The sequence below is a fragment of the Methylobacterium sp. Leaf91 genome (assembly GCF_001422815.1).
GTDB lineage: Bacteria > Pseudomonadota > Alphaproteobacteria > Rhizobiales > Beijerinckiaceae > Methylobacterium.
The window spans coordinates 61,909-80,576 of the sequence record NZ_LMMP01000004.1; the positions used below are offsets into that span (position 1 = coordinate 61,909).

An 18,668-nucleotide genomic window follows, 5' to 3' on the forward strand; every position below is an offset into this window, starting at 1 on the left:
CGAGCGCTCGTAGCCCCTCAGCTGTCCTGCGCCGATTGCAGTTTGGCGAGTTCCACCGCCGCACGCAGCTCGATATCGGCGATGAGCCCATCCAGGCGCGGATCACCGCTCGTTCCCGCACGTTCCGAGAGACGGCTCGCGATGGACTGAAGTTCACGTGTCGACACCCGCCCCATCACCAGCGACGCCTTGAGCCGGTCGAGACCGTCCAGAAGGTCGTGGCCGCGCCTGGCGAAACGACGGCGACGCTCGCCGGGCTGCTCGTCCTGGCCCTGAAGGGTCAGGATCGCGTCGAGCCCCGCCAGAGACGTGGTCGATGCGGTGGAGGCGGCGGTGGAAGTGGCGGCGGCATCATGGCCCAGCATGAAGGACGGCGACGCATCCGCCTTGCGAACGGTCGGCGAGGCAGCGGCCGAAGTCTGCGAGACGAGGCGGTTATCGACGCGCATGGGCCGTCTCCGAAAATCAGGGCGTCGTTTCGCGCATCGGCACGACGATCGTTCCGCCCAGCAGATTCCGCCCTCGATGGTTAATCATCGGTAAACAAGCCGGCAGAACATGCCGGGTCGGCAGGGAAGGCCGCCCCTTCCATGCCTTGGCATCACCGGAGATAATTAACAAAACCATTTATTACCAATAGCTTATCCGACAATATCGATTGGCACGGTCCTGGCAGACCCACCGGTATGTCCGACTTGACCGACATGCTCCGTCGACCAGCAAAGCGACTCATGCCACTCGCGATCGCCCGGCCCAAACGTTCCGCTCTCCTTGCCTGCGCAGCCGCGCTGCTGACGCTGGTCTTCGCCATGAACGGGCAGGCTTCCGCCCTGTCACGCGTGAAGGATCTCGCGAGCATCGAGGGAGTCCGACAGAACCAGCTGGTCGGCTATGGGATTGTCGTCGGTCTCAACGGTACCGGCGACACGCTCAACAACATCCCGTTCACCCGGCAATCGCTTCAGGCGATGCTGGAACGCCTCGGCGTGAATACGCGGGGCGCCACCATGCGCACCCAGAACCTCGCGGCCGTGATGGTCACGGCGAGCCTGCCGCCCTTCGCCACGCAGGGAAACCGCATCGACATCACGGTGTCGTCGCTGGGCGACGCCAAGTCGCTCCAAGGCGGCACGCTTCTGGTCACGCCCCTGCTCGGTGCCGATGGCGAGGTCTATGCGCTGGCGCAGGGATCGGTGGCCATTGCGGGCTTCTCGGCCGAAGGCGATGCCGCGAAGATCACCCGCGGCGTTCCCACCAATGGGCGCGTCCCCAACGGGGCGATGATCGAGCGCGAGACGGCGTTCAAGATGAACGACATGCGCTCCCTGCGCCTGTCCCTGCGCAACCCCGACTTCACCACCTCGAAGCGGATCGCGGCCGCGATCAACGACTTCATGGGCGCCGACACCGCCGAGCCCACCGATCCGGCCACCGTGACCCTGCAGATTCCCGCCAAATACAACGGCAACATGATCCGCCTCGTCACCGAGATCGAGCAGCTGAAGATCGAGCCCGACCAGACGGCGCGCGTCGTCGTCGACGAGCGCTCGGGCATCATCGTGATGGGCCGCGACGTGCGCGTCTCCACCGTCGCCATCGCGCAGGGCAACCTCACCGTCACCATCACCGAGCAGCCGCAGGTGAGCCAGCCCGCCCCCCTCTCGAACGGCACCACCACCGTCGTGCCCCGCACGGGGGTCAAGGTCGATACCGGCGACGGCAACAAGCTCGCCATGGTCAAGGAAGGCGTCACCCTGCGCGAGCTGGTGGATGGCCTCAACGCGCTGGGGGTCGGCCCCCGCGACCTGATCTCGATCCTCCAGGCCATCAAGGCCGCCGGCGCCCTCCAGGCCGATATCGAGGTGATGTGATGCAACCCCTTTCGTTCCTCCCACCCAAGAGGCGCTGACCATGCTGTTCGCCCCCCTCGCCACCAAGGCCGCCATTGGCGTCGGCCGCGCGCTCATCGGCGACATCGCCAAGACCGTCGGCAACGGCCTGAAGGAAGACGCGGCCAAGGAAAGCGCCAAATCCGCATCGACGTCAGCGACTGCCAGACTGTCGGCGACGGCCGCCAAAACCCCAGCGGAGGTCAAGGCCCGGAAAGCGTCCAACGAGTTCGAGACGATGTTCCTGGAACAGACCCTGGAGCGCCTCACCACCTCGGAGGGAACCGACGGTCCGCTAGGCGATAACGGCACCGGCGGAGCGGTCTACCGCTCGATGCTGACCAAAGAATATGCGGGCCAAATGGTGAAGAGCGGCGGAATCGGCATTGCCGATCAGGTTTACCGTGAGATGATCAAGATGCAGGAGGCCGGCAATGCACCCCGGATCTGAGACCAGAACGCTACGGATCGTCGACAAGGTCGGCGCCGATGCGCTGATCGCCCATATCATGGAGACGATGCAGTCGCTGGAGGCCATCCTCGTCGAAGAGGGTAGCCACGTAAGGGCCGGTCGGCTGCGCCAGGGGCTGTCGGACACGGAGCGGAAGACCGCTCTCGGTGCGTCCTATATGCAGGGCCTCGAAGTCGCGAAGGCCAATGCCATCGCGCTGGCGCGCTTTGCCCCGGACTCGATCGAGGGACTTAAATCCGCGCACCAGCGCTTCGCTCAGGTGGTCGAGACCAGCCAGATCGTCCTGGCGACGGCGCGCACGGTGTCGGAAAGCCTGGTCAAGTCCCTGGCCGAGGATATGAGCCGGTCGAGGACGGCGACCGTCTACGGCCGTCCCTCGCAGCCGCCTTCGCCCTACGGCAGGGGCGCGGCTGCGCGGAGCCAGCCGCTGGTTCTGTCCCGCAGCCTCTGACGGCTCAACGCCCGCCCGCGTCGATCCTCACATAGGTGCGGACCGGACCGTAATCCGTGTCCACGCGCGTATCGACGGCCAGTCGGCCGCCGGTGATCGGCCGCGAGTCGGGACCGTCTTCGCGAGAGCGGAGAGCGAGGCCCGTCGTCGCCCGACCACCGATGCGAATGCACGTGTCCGAGCCGGGAATACGAATGAAGCCGGAGCCGTGGCGGGGGCAGGGTTTCGCCGCCTGCTGCGACTCGGGGCGGAGTGGCTCGAGCGCGAGAGCGGGCGCGGCCGACGCCAGGACCATACCGAAGAACAGGCCATAGGTCCCGATCGTCCTCGCCATGCCTCTCCCTCGCCGCCATTCCCAAGCGATCATGCTGGATAGCTCAGCTTTAACGATGGGTCGATGCCACCTCGCCACTGCGAGACGGTAACCTTTCGGTAAACAAACGTCCTTAATGATTCCTGACGCAGTCAAACGGGAAGCACGGGTCATGGCGGATAAGGTCATCGGGGCGGCGGCGTCCGATCGGTCGCCGGAAGCGCTGTTGAAACAGGCCGTGAGCGGCGCCAAGACGAGGCCGGCGCCGGTACCGGAGGCACGCAAGCGCCTGCCGGCCATCGATCCGCTTCTCGCCGGTGTCGCCGCGGCGGCTCTCGTTCTAGGCCTCGCCATGGGTGCGGGCGCGATGAGCCTTGCCTCCCCGAACGGTAACCTTTCCTCGGAATCCCTGACGCAGATCCAATCCCGTCTCGATGCCCGCCACGCGGATCTCGGTCGTCTGCAGACCGACATCGAGAAACTCGGCAAGGTCCTCGCTCAGGTGCAGGATGCGACCGAATCGGTTCGCAGCGAAGCGAAGAATCGCTCCGCGACGCTCAACGACCGGATCGGAAAATCGGAACAGGCCATCGTGACAAAAATCACGAGCCTCGCCGATCGCCAGGACCAGACCGAGCGCGACCAGACGGCGAAGATCGCGGCCCTAACGGCTCAGATCGAAAAGCGTGCCGTGGCACCGGCTCCGGCCGCACCGGTGGTGGCGCCGCAAGCCGCAAAACCTCATCAGGCTGAGCCGACTGAAACCGGCTCGATCCCGGATAAACCGAAGGTCGCCGCCCCGGCCGTGATCGAAACCTGGGCCGTGCGGGAGGTCTATAACGGGATTGCCGTCATCGAAGACCGCCGCCATCGTTTGGTGGAAGTCGGTCCGGGCGATACGATCCCCGGTATCGGCAAGGTAGATGCGGTGGAACGGCGCGGTCGTGGCTGGACCGTCGTGACGAAGCAAGGTCTAATCACGAACCAGACGTGGTGATGGGAACGAAATGAGCGCGAAGGTGCGACTTCAGGAAACCTGAACCTCGATTTCCGGATCACGCAGGGAATGCGGAAAGCGCGGCTCAATGGTCATGGGATGGACCATCGCGCTGGCGCGCGTGATGCGGGTTCGACCATGCGTCAAAGCACGGTCCTGGCTTTCCAGGGTCGGAAACAGGATTGCCGCGAGAAGGGCTTGGCCTTCGAGATCGGCGTCGAGATTCTTGTCTTCGAACACTGGCATTGCGGTCACCGGACCTTGAGCCGTGCGGATTCGCAGGGGTCGTTGGGCTCGTATAAGCGAATAATGGGGATTGCGGCAACAAGTTCCCGATCACCCTGATTATTTACGCTTAATTTGCTTTTGCACTGCCACGAAGTTTTCGCAGTGCGAAAGCGCACCGGATCAAAGCTCTAATTGCACCGGCCCAGGGTTTTCGCCGTTCGAAAATCTTATCCGAGTAAACCCATCGCTTCTTTGGCAAGTCTCCAATGCAGACTGCCCCCTGGCCGTGAACACGGAACCGTCCTCCGACCAAAACCTTCAAGCAAAGACAAGAATCATTTTGCTAATTGCGGCAGGACCCGCAGGTCCCAGCATCCTAGACATGCCCGTGACTTGATAAGACGTCGAATAAAATAGAATCGACGCTGAGCACACCTATATTCGGACGTCGAATTCAAGCATCCGGCATAGTCACCGCAATGGTTCGAGCAGACTCGGCAGCTCGTTGGGGATCACGGCGACGATCCTGGGAAAGGTCGCCCTGTCGAGATCGGGACGTCGCCTCCTCTAGGTATTCGACACGAAAAAGGGCGCTTTCGCGCCCTTGATCGACGTCTCCATTCGGACTTCGCTGGTGTCAGGCGACTGCGGTCGCCTTCACCGGGATGCCCTTTTCCGTCAGGAACTGCTGCAATTCGCCGGACTGGAACATCTCACGGGTGATATCGCATCCGCCGACGAACTCGCCCTTCACGTAGATCTGCGGAATGGTCGGCCAGTTCGAGAACGCCTTGATGCCGTCGCGGATCGCCATGTCGTCGAGGACGTTCACGCCCTTGAACGGCACTTCCAGGTAATTGAGGATCTGCACGACCTGGCCGGAGAAGCCGCACATGGGAAATTGCGGCGTGCCCTTCATGAACACGACCACGTCCTGGGAATCGATTTCGGTCTTGATGGCGGTGTTGGCGTCGGTCATTGCGATGTTCCTTGTTACTGGCCTGATCTAGTGATGGTCGGGCGCCGGTTTCAATACGGCTGCAAGACGCTCGAGACCGCGGTCCATATCGAAGTCGAGCGAGGTGAGTTCCTCGGGCGTGAAAGGCATGATGTCCGGGAGGCCGCCGGGCAGGGATTCTCCAAACACGTTGAGCGACGCGTCGGCGAGCTTTACCGATATGCTCCACAAGCGTTGCCAGTCGATCCGCTGACGCATCGAGGGCCTGTAATTGCGCGCGGCCGACGCATGCCAAACGATGACCTCCTTGCGCCATGACCGGGTCGATTGAGCCGTAGGCGCAGAGACGTGCTTCAAAACGTGAATGAGCACCTGGGAAAGCGCGCTCTCGATACGATCGATCTCGGATCGCCCGACGCTCTCGATCTCCTCGACTACATTATGCCAATCGAGAACATTCGATAATTCCGGGCGCTGTCCAAGCGCGCGCAGAGCTACAGCCTGTTCCATCGCCCAGGCCACGGCACCGTCGTCGTTAAGGCTCGGCTGGTCCATGGGGACGCCTCGTTGATCGCCCTTAATCCTGCGGGACGCCCGTCGTGAGCGCAAGGGCGTGGAGCACGCCCCCCATCCGCCCCTGGAGCGCCCCGTAGACGAGCTGGTGCTGCGCCACGCGAGTCTTGCCCTTGAAGGCCGAGGAGATGACCGTCGCGGCGTAGTGGTCGCCGTCGCCGGCAAGGTCCTTGATCTCGATCGTGGCGTCGGGCAGCGCCTCGCGGATCATGGCCTCGATATCGCGCGCATCCATCGGCATCGGACTTAATCCCTTTCGAGTGACGTTCAGACCGCGGCAGGCCGGGTCGCCATGTAGGTCGGCAGCCAGCCTTCATGCGCCTCGCGCAGATCCGAAACGGATATGGTTTCGCCCGCGGGCAAGGTCAAATCCTGCCCCCCGGTGAGGCCGATGACAGCGGCCGGGATGCCTTGCGCGTTCGCGCTGTAGAGAAGGTCCGGCACGTTTTCGGGATCCACGCTGAGGAGATAGCGGGCCTGGTCTTCTCCGAAGAGATAGGCATGCGCAGGTAGACCCGCCGGCGCTTCCGGCAGCGTCGCGCCGATGCCACCGGCGATGGCCATCTCGGCCAAGGCCACGGCAAGGCCGCCATCTGACAGGTCGTGCACCGTGTCGACGAGCCCGGAGACGATGAGGCTGCGGACGAAATCACCGTTGCGTCGCTCGACCGCGAGGTCGACCGGCGGCGGCGCACCGTCTTCGCGGCCGGAGACTACCGAGAGATAGACCGACTGGCCGAGCCAGCCCTCCGTCGCGCCGACCAGGACCAGCATGTCGCCGTCGCGCTTCAGCGAGAGGGTGGCATGCTTCGTCACGTCGTCGAGGAGGCCAACGCCGCCGATCGTCGGGGTCGGCAGGATGCCGACGCCGTTGGTCTCGTTGTAGAGCGAGACGTTGCCGGAGACGACGGGGAAGTCGAGGGCGAGGCAGGCCTCGCCGATGCCCTTGAGGCAGCCGACCAGCTGACCCATCACTTCCGGCTTCTCCGGGTTGCCGAAATTCAGGTTGTCGGTGATGGCGAGAGGCTTGGCGCCCACCGCCGTGATGTTGCGCCAGGCTTCCGCCACGGCCTGCCGACCGCCCTGGACCGGATCGGCCTCGCAATAGCGCGGCGTGACGTCGGCGGTCAGGGCGAGTCCCTTGGGGCCGTCCTCGACGCGAACGATGGCGGCGTCGCCTCCGGGCTTCTGCACGGTGTTGCCACCGATGAAGTGGTCGTATTGCTCATAGACCCAGCGCTTCGACGACAGGTCGGGGGAGCCGACCAGCTTCTTCAGGGCCTCGGCATTGCCGATCGGCGCGGGCACGTCGGCAGCGGCGATGACCGGCTGGTGCGTATTGGCGATATGCGGCCGGTCGTAGAGCGGGGCTTCGTCACCGAGTTCCTTGATCGGCAGGTCGGCCATGGTCACGCCGTCATGCTTCACCACGAAGCGCAGCGTATCGGTGGTGTGCCCGATGATCGCGAAATCGAGGCCCCATTTCACGAAAATGGCCTCGGCTTCCGCTTCCATACCGGGCTTGAGCACCATGAGCATGCGCTCCTGGCTCTCCGAGAGCATCATCTCGTAGGCGCTCATATTCTCTTCGCGGGCCGGCACCTTCTCGATGTGGAGTTCCACGCCGAGATCGCCCTTGGCGCCCATCTCGACGGCCGAGCAGGTGAGGCCGGCCGCACCCATGTCCTGGATCGCGATGACGGCCCCCGTCGCCATCAGTTCGAGGCAGGCTTCGAGCAGCAGCTTCTCAGCGAAGGGGTCACCGACCTGCACCGTGGGCCGCTTCGATTCAGAGGCGTCGTCGAATTCGGCCGAGGCCATGCTGGCGCCGTGGATGCCGTCGCGGCCGGTCTTCGAGCCGAGATAGACGATCGGATTCCCGACGCCCGTGGCCGCCGCGTAGAAGATCGCATCGGTGCGGGCGAGGCCCACCGCCATGGCATTGACGAGGATGTTGCCGTCGTAGCGCGGGTGGAAGCCGACGGCGCCGCCCACGGTGGGAACGCCGAAGGAATTGCCGTAGCCGCCGATGCCCGCCACCACGCCGGAGACGAGGTGGCGTGTGCGGGGATGGTCCGGCGAGCCGAAGCGGAGCGCGTTCAGCGCCGCGATGGGCCGGGCGCCCATGGTGAACACATCACGCAGAATGCCGCCGACCCCGGTCGCCGCGCCTTGGTAGGGCTCGATGAAGCTCGGGTGGTTGTGGCTTTCCATCTTGAAGACGCAGGCCAGACCGTCCCCGATATCGATGATACCCGCATTCTCGCCCGGCCCCTGAATCACCCACGGCGCCGAGGTAGGCAGCCCGCGCAGATGCTTGCGGGAGGACTTGTAGGAGCAGTGCTCGTTCCACATGGCCGAGACGATGCCGAGTTCGGTCAGCGTCGGGTCGCGGTCGATGAGGGCACGAAAACGCTCGTACTCGTCCGGCGTCAGGCCATGCTGGCGCACCAGTTCAGGGGTGATCGGAACATCGTTGCGGAACATGCGAGCCCTCTCGACCGCTCAGGCTCCACTCGGGCGGCCTCCCATGGACGGAAGTCGCGCGAGGTGAACCTAGTTGGGTCGGCTCTAGAGTGTAAGCGCCCGTGCTGGCAACACGTCATCGCGGCGTCCGGCCATGCGCTCTCGTGGAAAAGCGCCGTCAGGCCGCTTTGGACGGGGGCAGGACACCCGCTCCGCGACAGCGGTCGATGATGCTGTGGATAGGCTCCGGCCCGGCGACGAAGGCGACGTAATCGAACGCCTCCGGGTTCAGGCTCGACATCAGAAGCTGGAAATGCATGCGGAACAGGTTCCACTTGCGCCGGGCGATGATCTTGCGCTCGATCAGATCGGTAATGCGGACATGGATCTCCACCGGCTGGTGCCCGGCAAGCGACGGGACACCGGAGGCAGTGAGTACGTCGCGATCGTGGACCGAGAGCCAGTCCCATTTCGCGCGCACGTCGATCCAGCGAATCGCCGGTGCCGCCGCCACCCGGGAGAGCGCTGCGCGCATCTCTTTGGCCGGCGCATCGAGGGTGATCCAGGGGATCACGCTGCCGATGCTGACGAAGGAGACGGGCGTGCCGCGCAAGCCGAAATCCGGATCGCGGGTGAGGATCCGGTCGAGGGCCTCGATGCCGAGAAAGCTCGACGAGGAATGTCCGATGACGACGATCTCGGAGGCATGGCCTTCGGCGGCCTGGATCTCGGTCGCGAAGGCGTCGAGGCGCGCGCGCATCCGGGTCTCGGCGCCGCTGGCATGGTCGTAGGTGAAGGCGGTATCGTCCACCAGGTGGGCGACGTAGAACGGCTTGCCCCGTGTCACCGCCATCAGGCCGAGATGAATCCCGTAGGCGAGAATGGGGATCGCCGCGAGGCTCCAGGGTCGCCATTGCTCCGGTCCGAGACAGGCCGGCAGAGCCGCGAGGACGAGGGAGAGAACCACCAGGGCGGCGTAGATCGCGTGGACGCCGATGATCACGCGGGCGAAGCGCTTCGCCTCGCGACGGAAGCGCTTCGGGTAGCCGTCCCGTAAGAGCCGCCACCAGAGTGCGGGCACCTCGACGAGCCGGCGCAGGGTCGAACGTGGGAACCGGGCGCGGACGATGTCGTCCCAGCGCAGCAGGGTGTAGCGCGTCGGCGCGCCATCCGCCTCCACCCGCCAGTCGAGGCGCAATCCGTCGGTGGACCGTTCCGGATCGCTTACGGTGATGGTCATGCCGCGCCGGACGGCGGTCAGCCGGCTCTCCCGCCGGAAGAGGCCCCAATAGGTCTCGGGTTCACGCGGGTCGAAACCCGGCATGTAGAAGACCTGGCGAGGCAAGGTGTCGGGGGCCGGCGGTTCGGAGGCGATGGGGCTGGTATCCGTGACTGTGTGGAAGACAGGCGCGAGTGGGGCGCCGAATCCGCTGCCTACACGAACTGGCCGGCACGATACGAGTGCGAAACCGCATCAGGCTGTGTCGGTCGAGAGCGCTCTCCGCCGACGTGGATGCCAGTTCGGCGGAAAAGAGCGCGGCACAACAAGGGGCTGGAGCTTTGTCCCGGCCCAACATGCTCGGGCCCAGCGCTAGCCGTGCGCAAGGTATTCCGCGATGGCGGTGACGAAGCGGTCGCCATAGGCGTCGCGCTTGCGCTCACCGACTCCGTGCACCGTCCGCAAGGCGTAGAGGTCGACGGGCTTGGCCTTGGCCATCTCGATCAGCGTGCGGTCGGGAAAGACCATGAAGGCGGCGATGCCTTCGCCGCGGGCGATGGTGGCACGCAGGCCTCTGAGATGCTGGAACAAAGCTTCCGTCGCCGGATCGAGATCGAGGGTCGCATCCTCGCGCGCCGCGCCGCTGCGCTTCCGGTCACGCGGCTCGGCCACCTTCGGCTCCGGGTCCGGCCGCATCTGGATCGCTTCGCGGCCGAACAGGATGGCTTCGCCCTTCTCGGTCAGGGAGAGCCCGCCGAACCCGTCATCGTTCTCCGCCACGGCCCCGGCTGCAAAGAGCTGGCGCAGCATTGCCCGCCATGCCGGGAGCGGCTTGTCGGCACCGACGCCGAAGGTCTTCAGCGCCGTATGGCCGTTGCGCCTGATCGTGTCGGTCTCCTTGCCGTGGACGACGTCGCAGACATAGGCGGCGCCGAAACGCTGCCCCGTACGGACGATGGCCGAGAGCAGCTTCTGCGCCGGCACGGTGGCGTCGATGAGCGAGATGCCGCTGCGGCAGAGGTCGCAACGCCCGCAGGGCTCGCTCGCCTCGCCGAAATAGCCGAGCAGCGATTGCCGCCGGCAGGTCGCACCCTCGCAAAGCGCGATCATTGCCTCCAGCTTGCGCCGCTCGACCCGGCGGCGCTCGTCCGGCACGTCCTTCTCGTCGATCTGCCGTCGGCGCAGGGACATGTCGTCGAGGCCGTAGATCGTGAGCGTATCGGCGGGCAGGCCATCGCGACCGGCGCGGCCGATCTCCTGATAGTAGCCCTCGACATTGGAGGGCATGTCGGCGTGGCAGACGAAGCGGACGTCCGGCTTGTTGATGCCCATGCCGAAGGCGACGGTGGCGGTCATCACCACCCCATCCTCCTGCAGGAACGTGTCCTGGTTCTTCATGCGCGTGCCCTGGTCGAGGCCGGCATGGTAGGGGAGGGCGTTGAACCCATCCTTGGCGAGCACCTCCGCGAGCTGCTCCGTGCGCTTCCTCGACGAGCAGTAAATGATCCCGCTCTCGGAGCGGCGGTGGCGCAGGAAGCGCTCGATCTGGCGGGTCGGGTTGTCCTTCGGCGTGAAGGTCAGCCGGATGTTCGGCCGGTCGAAGGAATGCACGAAGGCCTTCAGGTCGCGGCCGGCCGGAAACAGCCGCTCGGTGATGTCGGCCCGCGTCGCCTTGTCGGCGGTGGCGGTGAGCGCCACGGTCTGGACATTCCCCAACGCCTCACGCGCCTTGGAGAGATCGCGGTATTCCGGGCGGAAATCATGCCCCCATTGCGAGACGCAATGAGCCTCGTCCACGGCCAGCCGCCGCACGCCGGCCCCGCGCAGGGCATCCATCAGCCCTTCCATCATCAGCCGCTCAGGCGAGACGAAGAGGAGCCGCAGATCGCCGCTGCGGATCTTGCGCCAGGTCTCCCGCGACGTCGCCTCCGCCACCGATGAGTTCAGGGTCGCTGCTTCGACGCCGAAACCGATCATCTGCTGGACCTGATCGTGCATCAGGGCGATCAGCGGCGACACGACCACCGTGAGTGAGGATTCGACCAGGGCCGGCAGCTGATAGGTCATCGACTTGCCCGAGCCCGTCGGCATCACCGCGAACACGTCTGTCCCATCGAGGACGGCACCGATCACCTCGTCCTGTCCGGGCCGGAAATCGTCGTAGCCGAAGGTCTTCTTGAGGGCGCGTCGAGCTTCGTCGAGGCGGTCGGTCATGCAGGGCCCGTCATCGCGGTCAGGGAAGGGCGGCAGGCGGACGTCGCGCCGGCCATCCTCGGCACGGCAATGCCGCCGTCGCGGCCGTCATTTGCCAGGATGGTGGCTTTGACGGCCTCGGGCTCCAAGGTCAATCGTCGGGATCGCCGCCTCGCCTCGATCGCGAACGTGTCAGCGGGATGCGATCGCCACGGCGGCACCGGCCATGAGCGTTCCGGCTCCACGGTTGAGCAGTCGCCGCGCCCTGGCGGAGGTCATCACGCGCCGGGCTCGTTCGGCCGCCAGGACGTAACCGGAGAGGACGATGCCGAGGACGAGAACGATGGTGGCGCCAAGTTCCACCAGCCCCAGAGCATCGATCCGGTCGAGATCGACCACCGTCGGCAGCAGGGCCAGGAAGAACAGGATCACCTTCGGGTTGCCCAGGGTGATGGCGAGGCCGCCCGCGAACAGACGCAAGGCTCCCTCGTCACGAAGAGGCTCCGCGTCGATCACGCCGACCCGGGATGTCCAGGCTTTGAAGGCCAGGACAGCGAGATAGACCGCGCCGGCATATTTCAGGGCGACGAGGAGCGGCGCGAAGGTCTGCGCCACCAGGGCGAATCCACCGGCCGCTACCGCGAACCATATCAGGTCGCCGACAATGAAGCCCGCGACGAAGGCACCGATGCCGCGGGTGCCCTCGGCCAGGACACGCGCCACCAGGGCTGCGATGCCGGGGCCGGGGGAGGCTACGGCGGCGGCATAGATGGCGGCAAAGACGACAAGATGCGCGATGTGAATGACGCCTGCTCCGGTCGACAGTTGCAATACAGGGCATACCAAGACTTCACATCTTAAGTCACCCGAAAGGAGATGTCTGCTCAGATTGGGCAAGGGTCAGCGGGTCGTCATCGCGGGCCGATGAAAGACCGGCGAGTTTATCCCATGATGGTCCTTCCCTTCCTCGGTTTCGCTGGCGCCACGGGGGCGGCGATCGCCGGGAGACGCGGCCTGGCCTTGCTGCTCTGGGGCCTGTCCCTGGGCGTGCTGCTGGCATTGTTCCGCGAGCACGCCACCGACGCCCTGCCGCTCGTCTTCTGAAGGCCCCGGAATGTCCGCATCGTCCCTCGCCCGCGCGCTGAACGCAGCGGGACTCCTCGGCTGCAGCCTCATCCTGCTCGTGGCGTTCTGGTTTCAGATCGTCCTCGGAGAATTGCCGTGCCCGCTCTGCGTGCTCCAGCGCGCCGCTTTCACGGCAGTCGGCCTGGGGCTCGTCCTCAATATCTGCGACCGGCCGAGACCGTCACATTATGCCATCGTCATCCTGAGCGCCGTGGTGGGAGGCGCGGTCTCCGCCCGTCAGACGGCTTTGCACATCATCCCCGGAACCGGGACCTATGGCTCGGATCTGTTCGGCTTCCATTTCTATGTTTGGGCGCTCATCGCCTTCACCGGCATCATCGTGGCCGTCGCGATCCTGTGCCTGTGGGATCGGCAGTTCACTCCTGAGGCCGCCGTGTCGCGCTCGGAGACGGTCTCGGTCCTCGGGCAGCCCACCGGAACGGCGCCGACGGTTCTCCCCGGCACCCGGGCCGGGGCGCTCGGTCTTTCCGTGGTCCTGCTGTTCCTCGTCGTGGCGCTGGCCAATGCCGGCTCGACCTTCGCAGAATGCGGATTCGGCCTGTGTCCCGACAATCCGGTAAATTACGAGATGTTCGAGCGGCTGATCGCGCGGTGATTCAGGCGGGCACGATACGCCCGTCGGACACCGAAACCATGTCGGCCCGGCCGTCCAGCTCGGCAAACAGCGCCGGATCGGCGCCGGTCATCCAGACCTGCCCCTGCAGGGCGGCCAAGGCATCGAACAGGCCCGCCCGCCGCCGCGGATCGAGATGCGCCGCGACCTCGTCGAGCAGGATGACGGGGGCGATGCCGCACATGGCCTGAACCAGGCGCGCATGGGCCAGGACGAGGCCGATGAGCAGCGCCTTCTGCTCACCTGTCGAAGCGGTCGCGGCGGCCACGTCCTTCGGTCCGTGGCGGACAACGAGGTCGGTAGCCTGCGGGCCGACCAGGGTGCGCCCGGCGGCACGGTCGCGGTGGCGGCCCTGGCGCAGGGCGGCGCGGAACCGGTCCTCCGCCTCCAGGGCCGGCCAGACGGCCACGAGATCGTCTAGGTCGCCTTCCAGCCTCAGCCCCGCCCATGGAAAGGGCTGCGCGTCGTCGCGGGTCTCGGCGATGAGACGATCCAGCCGCTCGGCGGTCTCGCGCCGCGCCAACGCCACAGCGACGCCGAGTTCGGCGACTTCGCGCTCGACCGCATCGAGCCATTGCCCGTCGCTGGGCCGTTCTTCGAGCAGGCGGTTGCGTGATCGAAGTGCCCGCTCCAGCGCGTTCACCCTGGCGCCGTGCGTCGCGTCGACGGCAAGGACCAGACGGTCGAGGAAGCGGCGGCGGTCGCCGGCGGGGCCGCGAAACAACCCGTCGAGATCCGGCGTCAGCCAGACCACCCTCAAGAACTCGGAGAAGGCAACGGGGGAACCTACCGTCTCGCCGTCGATCCGGCACAGACGCGTGGCCCGGCCGTCGCCCACGGCGGGCTCGAAGCCCGTGCCGATGCGATGTTCCTCCTCGCCCTGTTTGAGCGCGAGGGAGACCGCGAACCCGCCGGAGCCGGCATTGCGCGCCATGCTTGATAGGTCCGCGCGCCGCAGGCCACGGCCGGGGGAGAAGAGCGAAATCGATTCGAGGAGGTTGGTCTTCCCCGCCCCGTTCTCTCCGACGAGCGCGACGAAGCGGCTCCCGACGGCGAGGTCGAGATCGGCATGGTTGCGGAAGTCGCGGCAGATGACACGGGTGAGGCGCAGACCGACGACGGACGGTTCGTCGGTGGATGGATCCACGATGCCCGAACTTTCTGGGGTAATCGGCGAAACGACCTCGATCACACCCGCATCGGCATCAGCACATACAGCGCCGAGGCGCCCTCGCGGTCCTGGATCAGGGTCGGCGAGCCGGGATCGGCGAGCTTGAACAGAGCCGTGTCGCCCTCGAGCTGGCTCGTGATGTCGAGAAGGTAGCGAGCGTTGAAGCCGATATCGAGGGCGGAGGCCTCGTAATCGACGTCGAGCTCTTCCGTGGCACTGCCGGAATCCGGGTTGTTGACGGAGAGGGCGAGGCGGCCCTCCTGCACGGCGAGCTTCACCGCGCGGCCGCGCTCGGACGAGATCGTCGAGACACGGTCGACCGCACGGGCGAACTCGTCGCGCTGCACCGTGAGAAACTTGTCGTTCCCCGACGGGATCACCCGCTGGTAGTCGGGGAAGGTGCCGTCGATGAGCTTGGAGATCAGCGTCACGCCGCTGGCGAAGCGGAAGCGGATCTTGGCCGGCGACAGGTCGATCTCGACGGTCTCGCCGCCATCCTCCACCAGCTTCTGAATCTCCGCCACGGCCTTACGCGGCACGATGATGCCCGGCATGCCACGGCTGCCCTCGGGGGCGTCGATCTCGACGCGGGCGAGGCGATGGCCGTCGGTGGCGACCGCACGCATCTTGAGGGCGCCGTCGACATCGATCGTGTGGAGGTAGATCCCGTTGAGGTAGTACCGCGTCTCTTCCGTGGAGATGGCGAACTGGGTCTTCTCGATGAGACGCTTGAGGTCGCTCGCGCCGATGGCGAAGCTGGTGCCGAGTTCGCCGGCGGCGAGATCGGGGAAGTCGCCCTCGGGCAGGGCACCGAGGGAGAAGCGCGAGCGGCCGGAGCGGATCGTCATCTGCCCGGTCTCGCCGCTGGTCTCCAGCGAGACCTGCGCCCCGTCGGGGAGCTTGCGTACGATGTCGTAGATCACATGGGCGGGCACCGTGGTGGCGCCCGGATCGACGATGTCGGCCGGCACGGATTCCGTCACCTCGATGTCGAGATCGGTCGCCTTCAACTCCAATCCGTCGGTTCCGCTGCGCAGGAGCACATTGGAGAGGATCGGAATCGTATTGCGCCGCTCAACCACACGATGCACGTGGCCGAGCGATCGAAGGAGGGCCGCGCGCTCGACAGTGACTTTCATCGCAACAACTCGTGGTCAGTCGGAAAAACGTCGCCGACCCCGAAAACGATGACGGATGGAGCCGGCGGCTTGGCCGGTGAACTTGGCGAAGGCCCTGTCCGAACGCAAGAGCGCGAAACGCTCTATCCAGGGCAATGCGGAAGAGACGTCCTCCAGGGCAACCGCTCCGAGCGCTTGCCCCGGCTTTCTTCGACGCCCTCGGTCGGCAATGCCGGTGACCGCGAACCGGAGCTTTCGCTCGAGCTCGAGGCGAAGCTGCTCATGCGGCTTCGCCTCGTCCAGGCTTTCAGTCCTGCAGCATCCGCTTGAGGAGCTCGACCTCGTCGTTCAGCACATTGTCCTCGCCGATCAGCTTATCGATCTTGCGGACCGCGTGGAGCACGGTGGTGTGGTCGCGCCCTCCAAAGCGGCGGCCGATCTCGGGCAGCGACCGCAGGGTCAGCACCTTGGAGAGGTACATCGCGATCTGGCGCGGCTTGACCACGGCGGCGGTCCGCCGCTCCGACAGGATGTCCGAACGCGAGACGTTGTAGCGCGAGGCGACCAGTTTCTGAATGTCCTCGATCTTGATGCGCTTCGGCTCGCGGTTCTTCACGAGGTCCCGGATCGCCGTCTCCGCCGTCTCCATGGTCACGGCGGTGCCGGTGAGCGTGGCATGGGCGAGAAGCCGGTTCACGGCGCCTTCGAGATCGCGGCCATTGGCGGTGATCGCACGGGCGACATAGGTGGCGACGGTGGGCGACACCTCGAAATTCGGATGCGCCACCCGCACAGCGGCCAGCCGTGCGGACAGGATCGACATGCGCAGCTGCTCGTCCAGCGTGCCGATCTCGACCACGAGGCCGCCGGCCAGGCGCGACCGCACCCGCTCTTCCAGGGCTTCGAGCTCGGTGGGCGGACGATCCGAGGCCACGACGACCTGACGGCCCGCATCGATGAGCGAGTTGATCGTGTGCCCGAATTCAGCCTGGATCGACTTGCCCTGAATGAACTGGACGTCATCGAGGATGAGGAGATCGATGGCGCGCAGCTTCTCCTTGAAGGCGAGCGCACTTTGGGTCTTCAGCGCGTTGACGAAGCCGTACATGAAGCGGTCGGCGGTGAGGTAGATCACCCGGCGGCCGGATTCGCGCGCGGCGTGGCCGATGCCGTGGAGAAGGTGGGTCTTACCCAGGCCGACGCCGGCATGGAAATAGAGCGGATTGTAGAGGGCACCCTGGCCGTCATGACGGGCCACGCGCTCGGCTGCGGCGTGTGCCAGTGCATTGGATCGCCCGACGACGAAGCTCGCGAAGGTGAGGCGATTGTCGAGGGGCGCGCCGTTGAGGTCGCCGGAGGCTTCGCCGCGCGCCTGAGAGGAGGATTCCGCCTCGGCCGGGAAGCTCATCTCGCCGGATGAGGGCTGCGCGCTGCTGGCGGCCTGGAGACGGGCGAGGGGACTCGCGGGAGCCGAGGACTTGACCGCACCCGAAACGACGCGTGGGGGAGCACCGGCACCGCGCACGCCCACCTCGATGAGCGAGACGGTCTCTACCTCGCTGCGGAACGTGGCCAGGACACGGTCGAGATAATGGGATTCGATCCAGCTCTTGAGGAACCGGGTCGGCACGCTGAGGCGGGCGGTCCCGGAGACCACCTCCACCAATTCGAGACGCGCGAACCAGCTGGCAAAGACGTCTTCGCCCAGTTCCGCCCGCAGGCGCCGCTTCACGCGCGCCCAGGCAGCAACCGTGTCCGATCCCCCTGCGCCACTCATGCCGGTCTCGGCGTTACCCGCCACGCTACCGTCGACATGCATCATCGCTCTCCTCGCGCCGAGGGCGGAAGCCGCCGCCCGGAACGTACGCACACTGGACTGACTTCACGCCCCGCAAGGAATTCGCGGAACCCATAGAGATCCGGCGGAGTCAACACCTCCACCGCAGGCTTTTGCCGATGAGAAGACCCTATCAACAATAAGCTACGGTTCTCCTAACAACGGGGGTTGCGGGGAAAGCAGTATGAGGTGCCCTGAGAGTCTCGCTGATCCGCACCGAGTCCTGAGCCGCCCGAAACCTTGCGGACGATTCGGATAGGTTTGAATTAAGTGTGAATTTTCCCGCTTTTGGCGAGACATCATTAATCTACACAGCCCCCCTAGACTCCGCAACACGGCAGATTCGCAAGTAGGGTTAACGATTCGACTCGGATTGGAGCGACCAACAGCCCACCGGACGATGAGCGATGGCAGTCAGCCGCGACGAAACATCCGGCGGGTTCGCACGGCGGATGCATTGGGACAGAGGCGGGAAAACACGGCCTGAAACGAAAGAAGCCCGGCACTGAGGCCGGGCTTCTTTCGCGTCATCCAAGGAAGGAAGGGATCAGGCTGCGAGAGCCTTGACCCGCGCCGCGAGGCGCGAAACCTTCCGGGAGGCGTTGTTCTTATGAACGATGCCGTGCTGAGCGGCCCGCATGATCTCGGGCTCGGCTGCCCGCAGGGCGGTCAGCGCAACGGACTGGTCGCCGCCGGAAATCGCCTCTTCGACCTTGCGGAGGAAGGTACGCATACGGCTGCGGCGCGAGCGGTTCACAGCGGTCCGCTTCGCGATCTTGCGGGTCATTTTCTTGGCCGACACGGTGTTGGCCATGGGGCATCCTCGTTCATGTAGGGCGATGCCGACGAGCCCGCGGGCTTGGTGTGTCGGTCTACGCGCGAAGGTTGTTCGGGCAATGGCGAAGCCGACGGGCTGCGTGAGTGCGGCCTGTCGGCGAAGCGCGCTCTATAGACACGCCCCGGCATTCCGTCAACGCGACAGGCGCGAATGTCCGTACCGCCGATGCTGCCGAACCCTCGGTCG

At 65.7% G+C, this 18,668-nt stretch carries 20 protein-coding genes; 6 read left to right on the forward strand and 14 right to left on the reverse strand.

Features of this window, described 5'->3' with window-relative positions:
- Positions 1–17: 17 nt before the first annotated feature.
- On the reverse strand, positions 18–449 hold the full coding sequence (locus ASF32_RS05700; RefSeq protein ID WP_056424733.1) for a flagellar assembly protein FliX: 432 nt from the start codon (positions 447–449) through the stop codon (positions 18–20).
- Positions 450–809: 360 nt separating this feature from the next.
- On the opposite strand from ASF32_RS05700, the gene ASF32_RS05705 reads away from it, so the two are divergent.
- The 3 genes from ASF32_RS05705 to ASF32_RS05715 are packed head-to-tail and all read left to right on the forward strand — an operon-like array spanning position 810 to position 2,812.
- The gene (locus ASF32_RS05705; RefSeq protein WP_244478245.1) at positions 810–1,871 is read left to right on the forward strand and encodes a flagellar basal body P-ring protein FlgI; all 1,062 of its coding nucleotides are present in this window, start codon (positions 810–812) and stop codon (positions 1,869–1,871) included.
- Positions 1,872–1,911: 40 nt separating this feature from the next.
- Entirely contained in the window at positions 1,912–2,340 is a 429-nt protein-coding gene (locus ASF32_RS05710) for a rod-binding protein (protein ID WP_056424740.1), read from the forward strand.
- The gene (locus tag ASF32_RS05715) at positions 2,324–2,812 is read left to right on the forward strand and encodes a hypothetical protein (RefSeq protein WP_056424743.1); all 489 of its coding nucleotides are present in this window, start codon (positions 2,324–2,326) and stop codon (positions 2,810–2,812) included. The genes ASF32_RS05710 and ASF32_RS05715 overlap by 17 nt, the downstream gene beginning before the upstream one ends.
- A 4-nt stretch (positions 2,813–2,816) precedes the next feature.
- Here ASF32_RS05715 and ASF32_RS05720 read toward each other — a convergent pair whose 3' ends face one another.
- The gene (locus ASF32_RS05720) at positions 2,817–3,146 is read right to left on the reverse strand and encodes a porin (protein WP_056424746.1); all 330 of its coding nucleotides are present in this window, start codon (positions 3,144–3,146) and stop codon (positions 2,817–2,819) included.
- Between the two features lie 151 nt (positions 3,147–3,297).
- Between ASF32_RS05720 and ASF32_RS05725 the strand changes: the two genes are divergently transcribed.
- Entirely contained in the window at positions 3,298–4,122 is an 825-nt protein-coding gene (locus ASF32_RS05725) for a hypothetical protein (RefSeq protein WP_056424749.1), read from the forward strand.
- Positions 4,123–4,152: 30 nt separating this feature from the next.
- Here ASF32_RS05725 and ASF32_RS05730 read toward each other — a convergent pair whose 3' ends face one another.
- The 8 genes from ASF32_RS05730 to ASF32_RS05765 all read right to left on the reverse strand — a co-directional run bounded on the left by ASF32_RS05730 (position 4,153) and on the right by ASF32_RS05765 (position 12,590).
- Positions 4,153–4,368 (reverse strand): hypothetical protein, encoded by a 216-nt coding sequence (locus tag ASF32_RS05730; protein WP_056424751.1) that lies wholly within the window; start codon positions 4,366–4,368, stop codon positions 4,153–4,155.
- A 619-nt stretch (positions 4,369–4,987) separates the two neighbouring features.
- Positions 4,988–5,329, reverse strand: coding sequence for a Grx4 family monothiol glutaredoxin (gene grxD, locus ASF32_RS05735; RefSeq protein ID WP_056424753.1), 342 nt, complete (start codon positions 5,327–5,329; stop codon positions 4,988–4,990).
- Positions 5,330–5,356: 27 nt separating this feature from the next.
- Entirely contained in the window at positions 5,357–5,863 is a 507-nt protein-coding gene (locus ASF32_RS05740; protein WP_056424755.1) for a DUF29 domain-containing protein, read from the reverse strand.
- Between the two features lie 22 nt (positions 5,864–5,885).
- Entirely contained in the window at positions 5,886–6,122 is a 237-nt protein-coding gene (locus tag ASF32_RS05745; RefSeq protein ID WP_018042619.1) for a BolA family transcriptional regulator, read from the reverse strand.
- Between the two features lie 26 nt (positions 6,123–6,148).
- On the reverse strand, positions 6,149–8,368 hold the full coding sequence (purL, locus tag ASF32_RS05750) for a phosphoribosylformylglycinamidine synthase subunit PurL (RefSeq protein ID WP_056424757.1): 2,220 nt from the start codon (positions 8,366–8,368) through the stop codon (positions 6,149–6,151).
- Between the two features lie 157 nt (positions 8,369–8,525).
- The gene (locus ASF32_RS05755; protein ID WP_056424981.1) at positions 8,526–9,671 is read right to left on the reverse strand and encodes a hypothetical protein; all 1,146 of its coding nucleotides are present in this window, start codon (positions 9,669–9,671) and stop codon (positions 8,526–8,528) included.
- A 267-nt stretch (positions 9,672–9,938) separates the two neighbouring features.
- On the reverse strand, positions 9,939–11,780 hold the full coding sequence (recQ, locus tag ASF32_RS05760; RefSeq protein WP_056424759.1) for a DNA helicase RecQ: 1,842 nt from the start codon (positions 11,778–11,780) through the stop codon (positions 9,939–9,941).
- Between the two features lie 171 nt (positions 11,781–11,951).
- Positions 11,952–12,590 carry a LysE family translocator gene (locus ASF32_RS05765; RefSeq protein ID WP_244478240.1) on the reverse strand — a complete coding sequence of 213 codons (639 nt, stop codon included), beginning with the start codon at positions 12,588–12,590 and terminating at the stop codon, positions 11,952–11,954.
- Positions 12,591–12,707: 117 nt separating this feature from the next.
- On the opposite strand from ASF32_RS05765, the gene ASF32_RS25880 reads away from it, so the two are divergent.
- Positions 12,708–12,863 carry a DUF5993 family protein gene (locus tag ASF32_RS25880; protein WP_018042624.1) on the forward strand — a complete coding sequence of 52 codons (156 nt, stop codon included), beginning with the start codon at positions 12,708–12,710 and terminating at the stop codon, positions 12,861–12,863.
- A gap of 10 nt (positions 12,864–12,873) precedes the next feature.
- Positions 12,874–13,500: a disulfide bond formation protein B gene (locus ASF32_RS05770; RefSeq protein WP_056424762.1), complete on the forward strand. Its 627-nt coding sequence runs from the start codon at positions 12,874–12,876 to the stop codon at positions 13,498–13,500.
- A gap of 1 nt (position 13,501) precedes the next feature.
- Here ASF32_RS05770 and recF read toward each other — a convergent pair whose 3' ends face one another.
- The 4 genes from recF to rpsT all read right to left on the reverse strand — a co-directional run bounded on the left by recF (position 13,502) and on the right by rpsT (position 18,458).
- Complete coding sequence (recF, locus tag ASF32_RS05775) at positions 13,502–14,665, reverse strand: DNA replication/repair protein RecF (RefSeq protein ID WP_056424987.1); 1,164 nt, start codon at positions 14,663–14,665, stop codon at positions 13,502–13,504.
- Between the two features lie 41 nt (positions 14,666–14,706).
- The gene (gene dnaN / locus ASF32_RS05780; RefSeq protein WP_056424765.1) at positions 14,707–15,828 is read right to left on the reverse strand and encodes a DNA polymerase III subunit beta; all 1,122 of its coding nucleotides are present in this window, start codon (positions 15,826–15,828) and stop codon (positions 14,707–14,709) included.
- Between the two features lie 286 nt (positions 15,829–16,114).
- Positions 16,115–17,626 carry a chromosomal replication initiator protein DnaA gene (gene dnaA / locus ASF32_RS05790; protein WP_056424989.1) on the reverse strand — a complete coding sequence of 504 codons (1,512 nt, stop codon included), beginning with the start codon at positions 17,624–17,626 and terminating at the stop codon, positions 16,115–16,117.
- A gap of 565 nt (positions 17,627–18,191) precedes the next feature.
- The gene (gene rpsT / locus ASF32_RS05795) at positions 18,192–18,458 is read right to left on the reverse strand and encodes a 30S ribosomal protein S20 (protein WP_018042629.1); all 267 of its coding nucleotides are present in this window, start codon (positions 18,456–18,458) and stop codon (positions 18,192–18,194) included.
- Between the last annotated feature and the right edge of the window lie 210 nt (positions 18,459–18,668).

Coding starts and splice junctions, on each gene's coding strand:
- ASF32_RS05745 (WP_018042619.1), bottom strand. CDS start 6,122: ATGCCGATGGATGCGCGCGATATCGAGGCCATGATCCGCGAGGCGCTG.
- ASF32_RS05720 (WP_056424746.1), bottom strand. CDS start 3,146: ATGGCGAGGACGATCGGGACCTATGGCCTGTTCTTCGGTATGGTCCTG.
- ASF32_RS05725 (WP_056424749.1), top strand. CDS start 3,298: ATGGCGGATAAGGTCATCGGGGCGGCGGCGTCCGATCGGTCGCCGGAA.
- recQ (WP_056424759.1), bottom strand. CDS start 11,780: ATGACCGACCGCCTCGACGAAGCTCGACGCGCCCTCAAGAAGACCTTC.
- ASF32_RS05715 (WP_056424743.1), top strand. CDS start 2,324: ATGCACCCCGGATCTGAGACCAGAACGCTACGGATCGTCGACAAGGTC.
- ASF32_RS05700 (WP_056424733.1), bottom strand. CDS start 449: ATGCGCGTCGATAACCGCCTCGTCTCGCAGACTTCGGCCGCTGCCTCG.
- ASF32_RS05705 (WP_244478245.1), top strand. CDS start 810: ATGAACGGGCAGGCTTCCGCCCTGTCACGCGTGAAGGATCTCGCGAGC.
- grxD (WP_056424753.1), bottom strand. CDS start 5,329: ATGACCGACGCCAACACCGCCATCAAGACCGAAATCGATTCCCAGGAC.
- dnaN (WP_056424765.1), bottom strand. CDS start 15,828: ATGAAAGTCACTGTCGAGCGCGCGGCCCTCCTTCGATCGCTCGGCCAC.
- dnaA (WP_056424989.1), bottom strand. CDS start 17,626: ATGCATGTCGACGGTAGCGTGGCGGGTAACGCCGAGACCGGCATGAGT.
- ASF32_RS05755 (WP_056424981.1), bottom strand. CDS start 9,671: ATGCCGGGTTTCGACCCGCGTGAACCCGAGACCTATTGGGGCCTCTTC.
- purL (WP_056424757.1), bottom strand. CDS start 8,368: ATGTTCCGCAACGATGTTCCGATCACCCCTGAACTGGTGCGCCAGCAT.
- ASF32_RS05730 (WP_056424751.1), bottom strand. CDS start 4,368: ATGCCAGTGTTCGAAGACAAGAATCTCGACGCCGATCTCGAAGGCCAA.
- ASF32_RS05770 (WP_056424762.1), top strand. CDS start 12,874: ATGTCCGCATCGTCCCTCGCCCGCGCGCTGAACGCAGCGGGACTCCTC.
- ASF32_RS25880 (WP_018042624.1), top strand. CDS start 12,708: ATGATGGTCCTTCCCTTCCTCGGTTTCGCTGGCGCCACGGGGGCGGCG.
- ASF32_RS05740 (WP_056424755.1), bottom strand. CDS start 5,863: ATGGACCAGCCGAGCCTTAACGACGACGGTGCCGTGGCCTGGGCGATG.
- ASF32_RS05710 (WP_056424740.1), top strand. CDS start 1,912: ATGCTGTTCGCCCCCCTCGCCACCAAGGCCGCCATTGGCGTCGGCCGC.
- rpsT (WP_018042629.1), bottom strand. CDS start 18,458: ATGGCCAACACCGTGTCGGCCAAGAAAATGACCCGCAAGATCGCGAAG.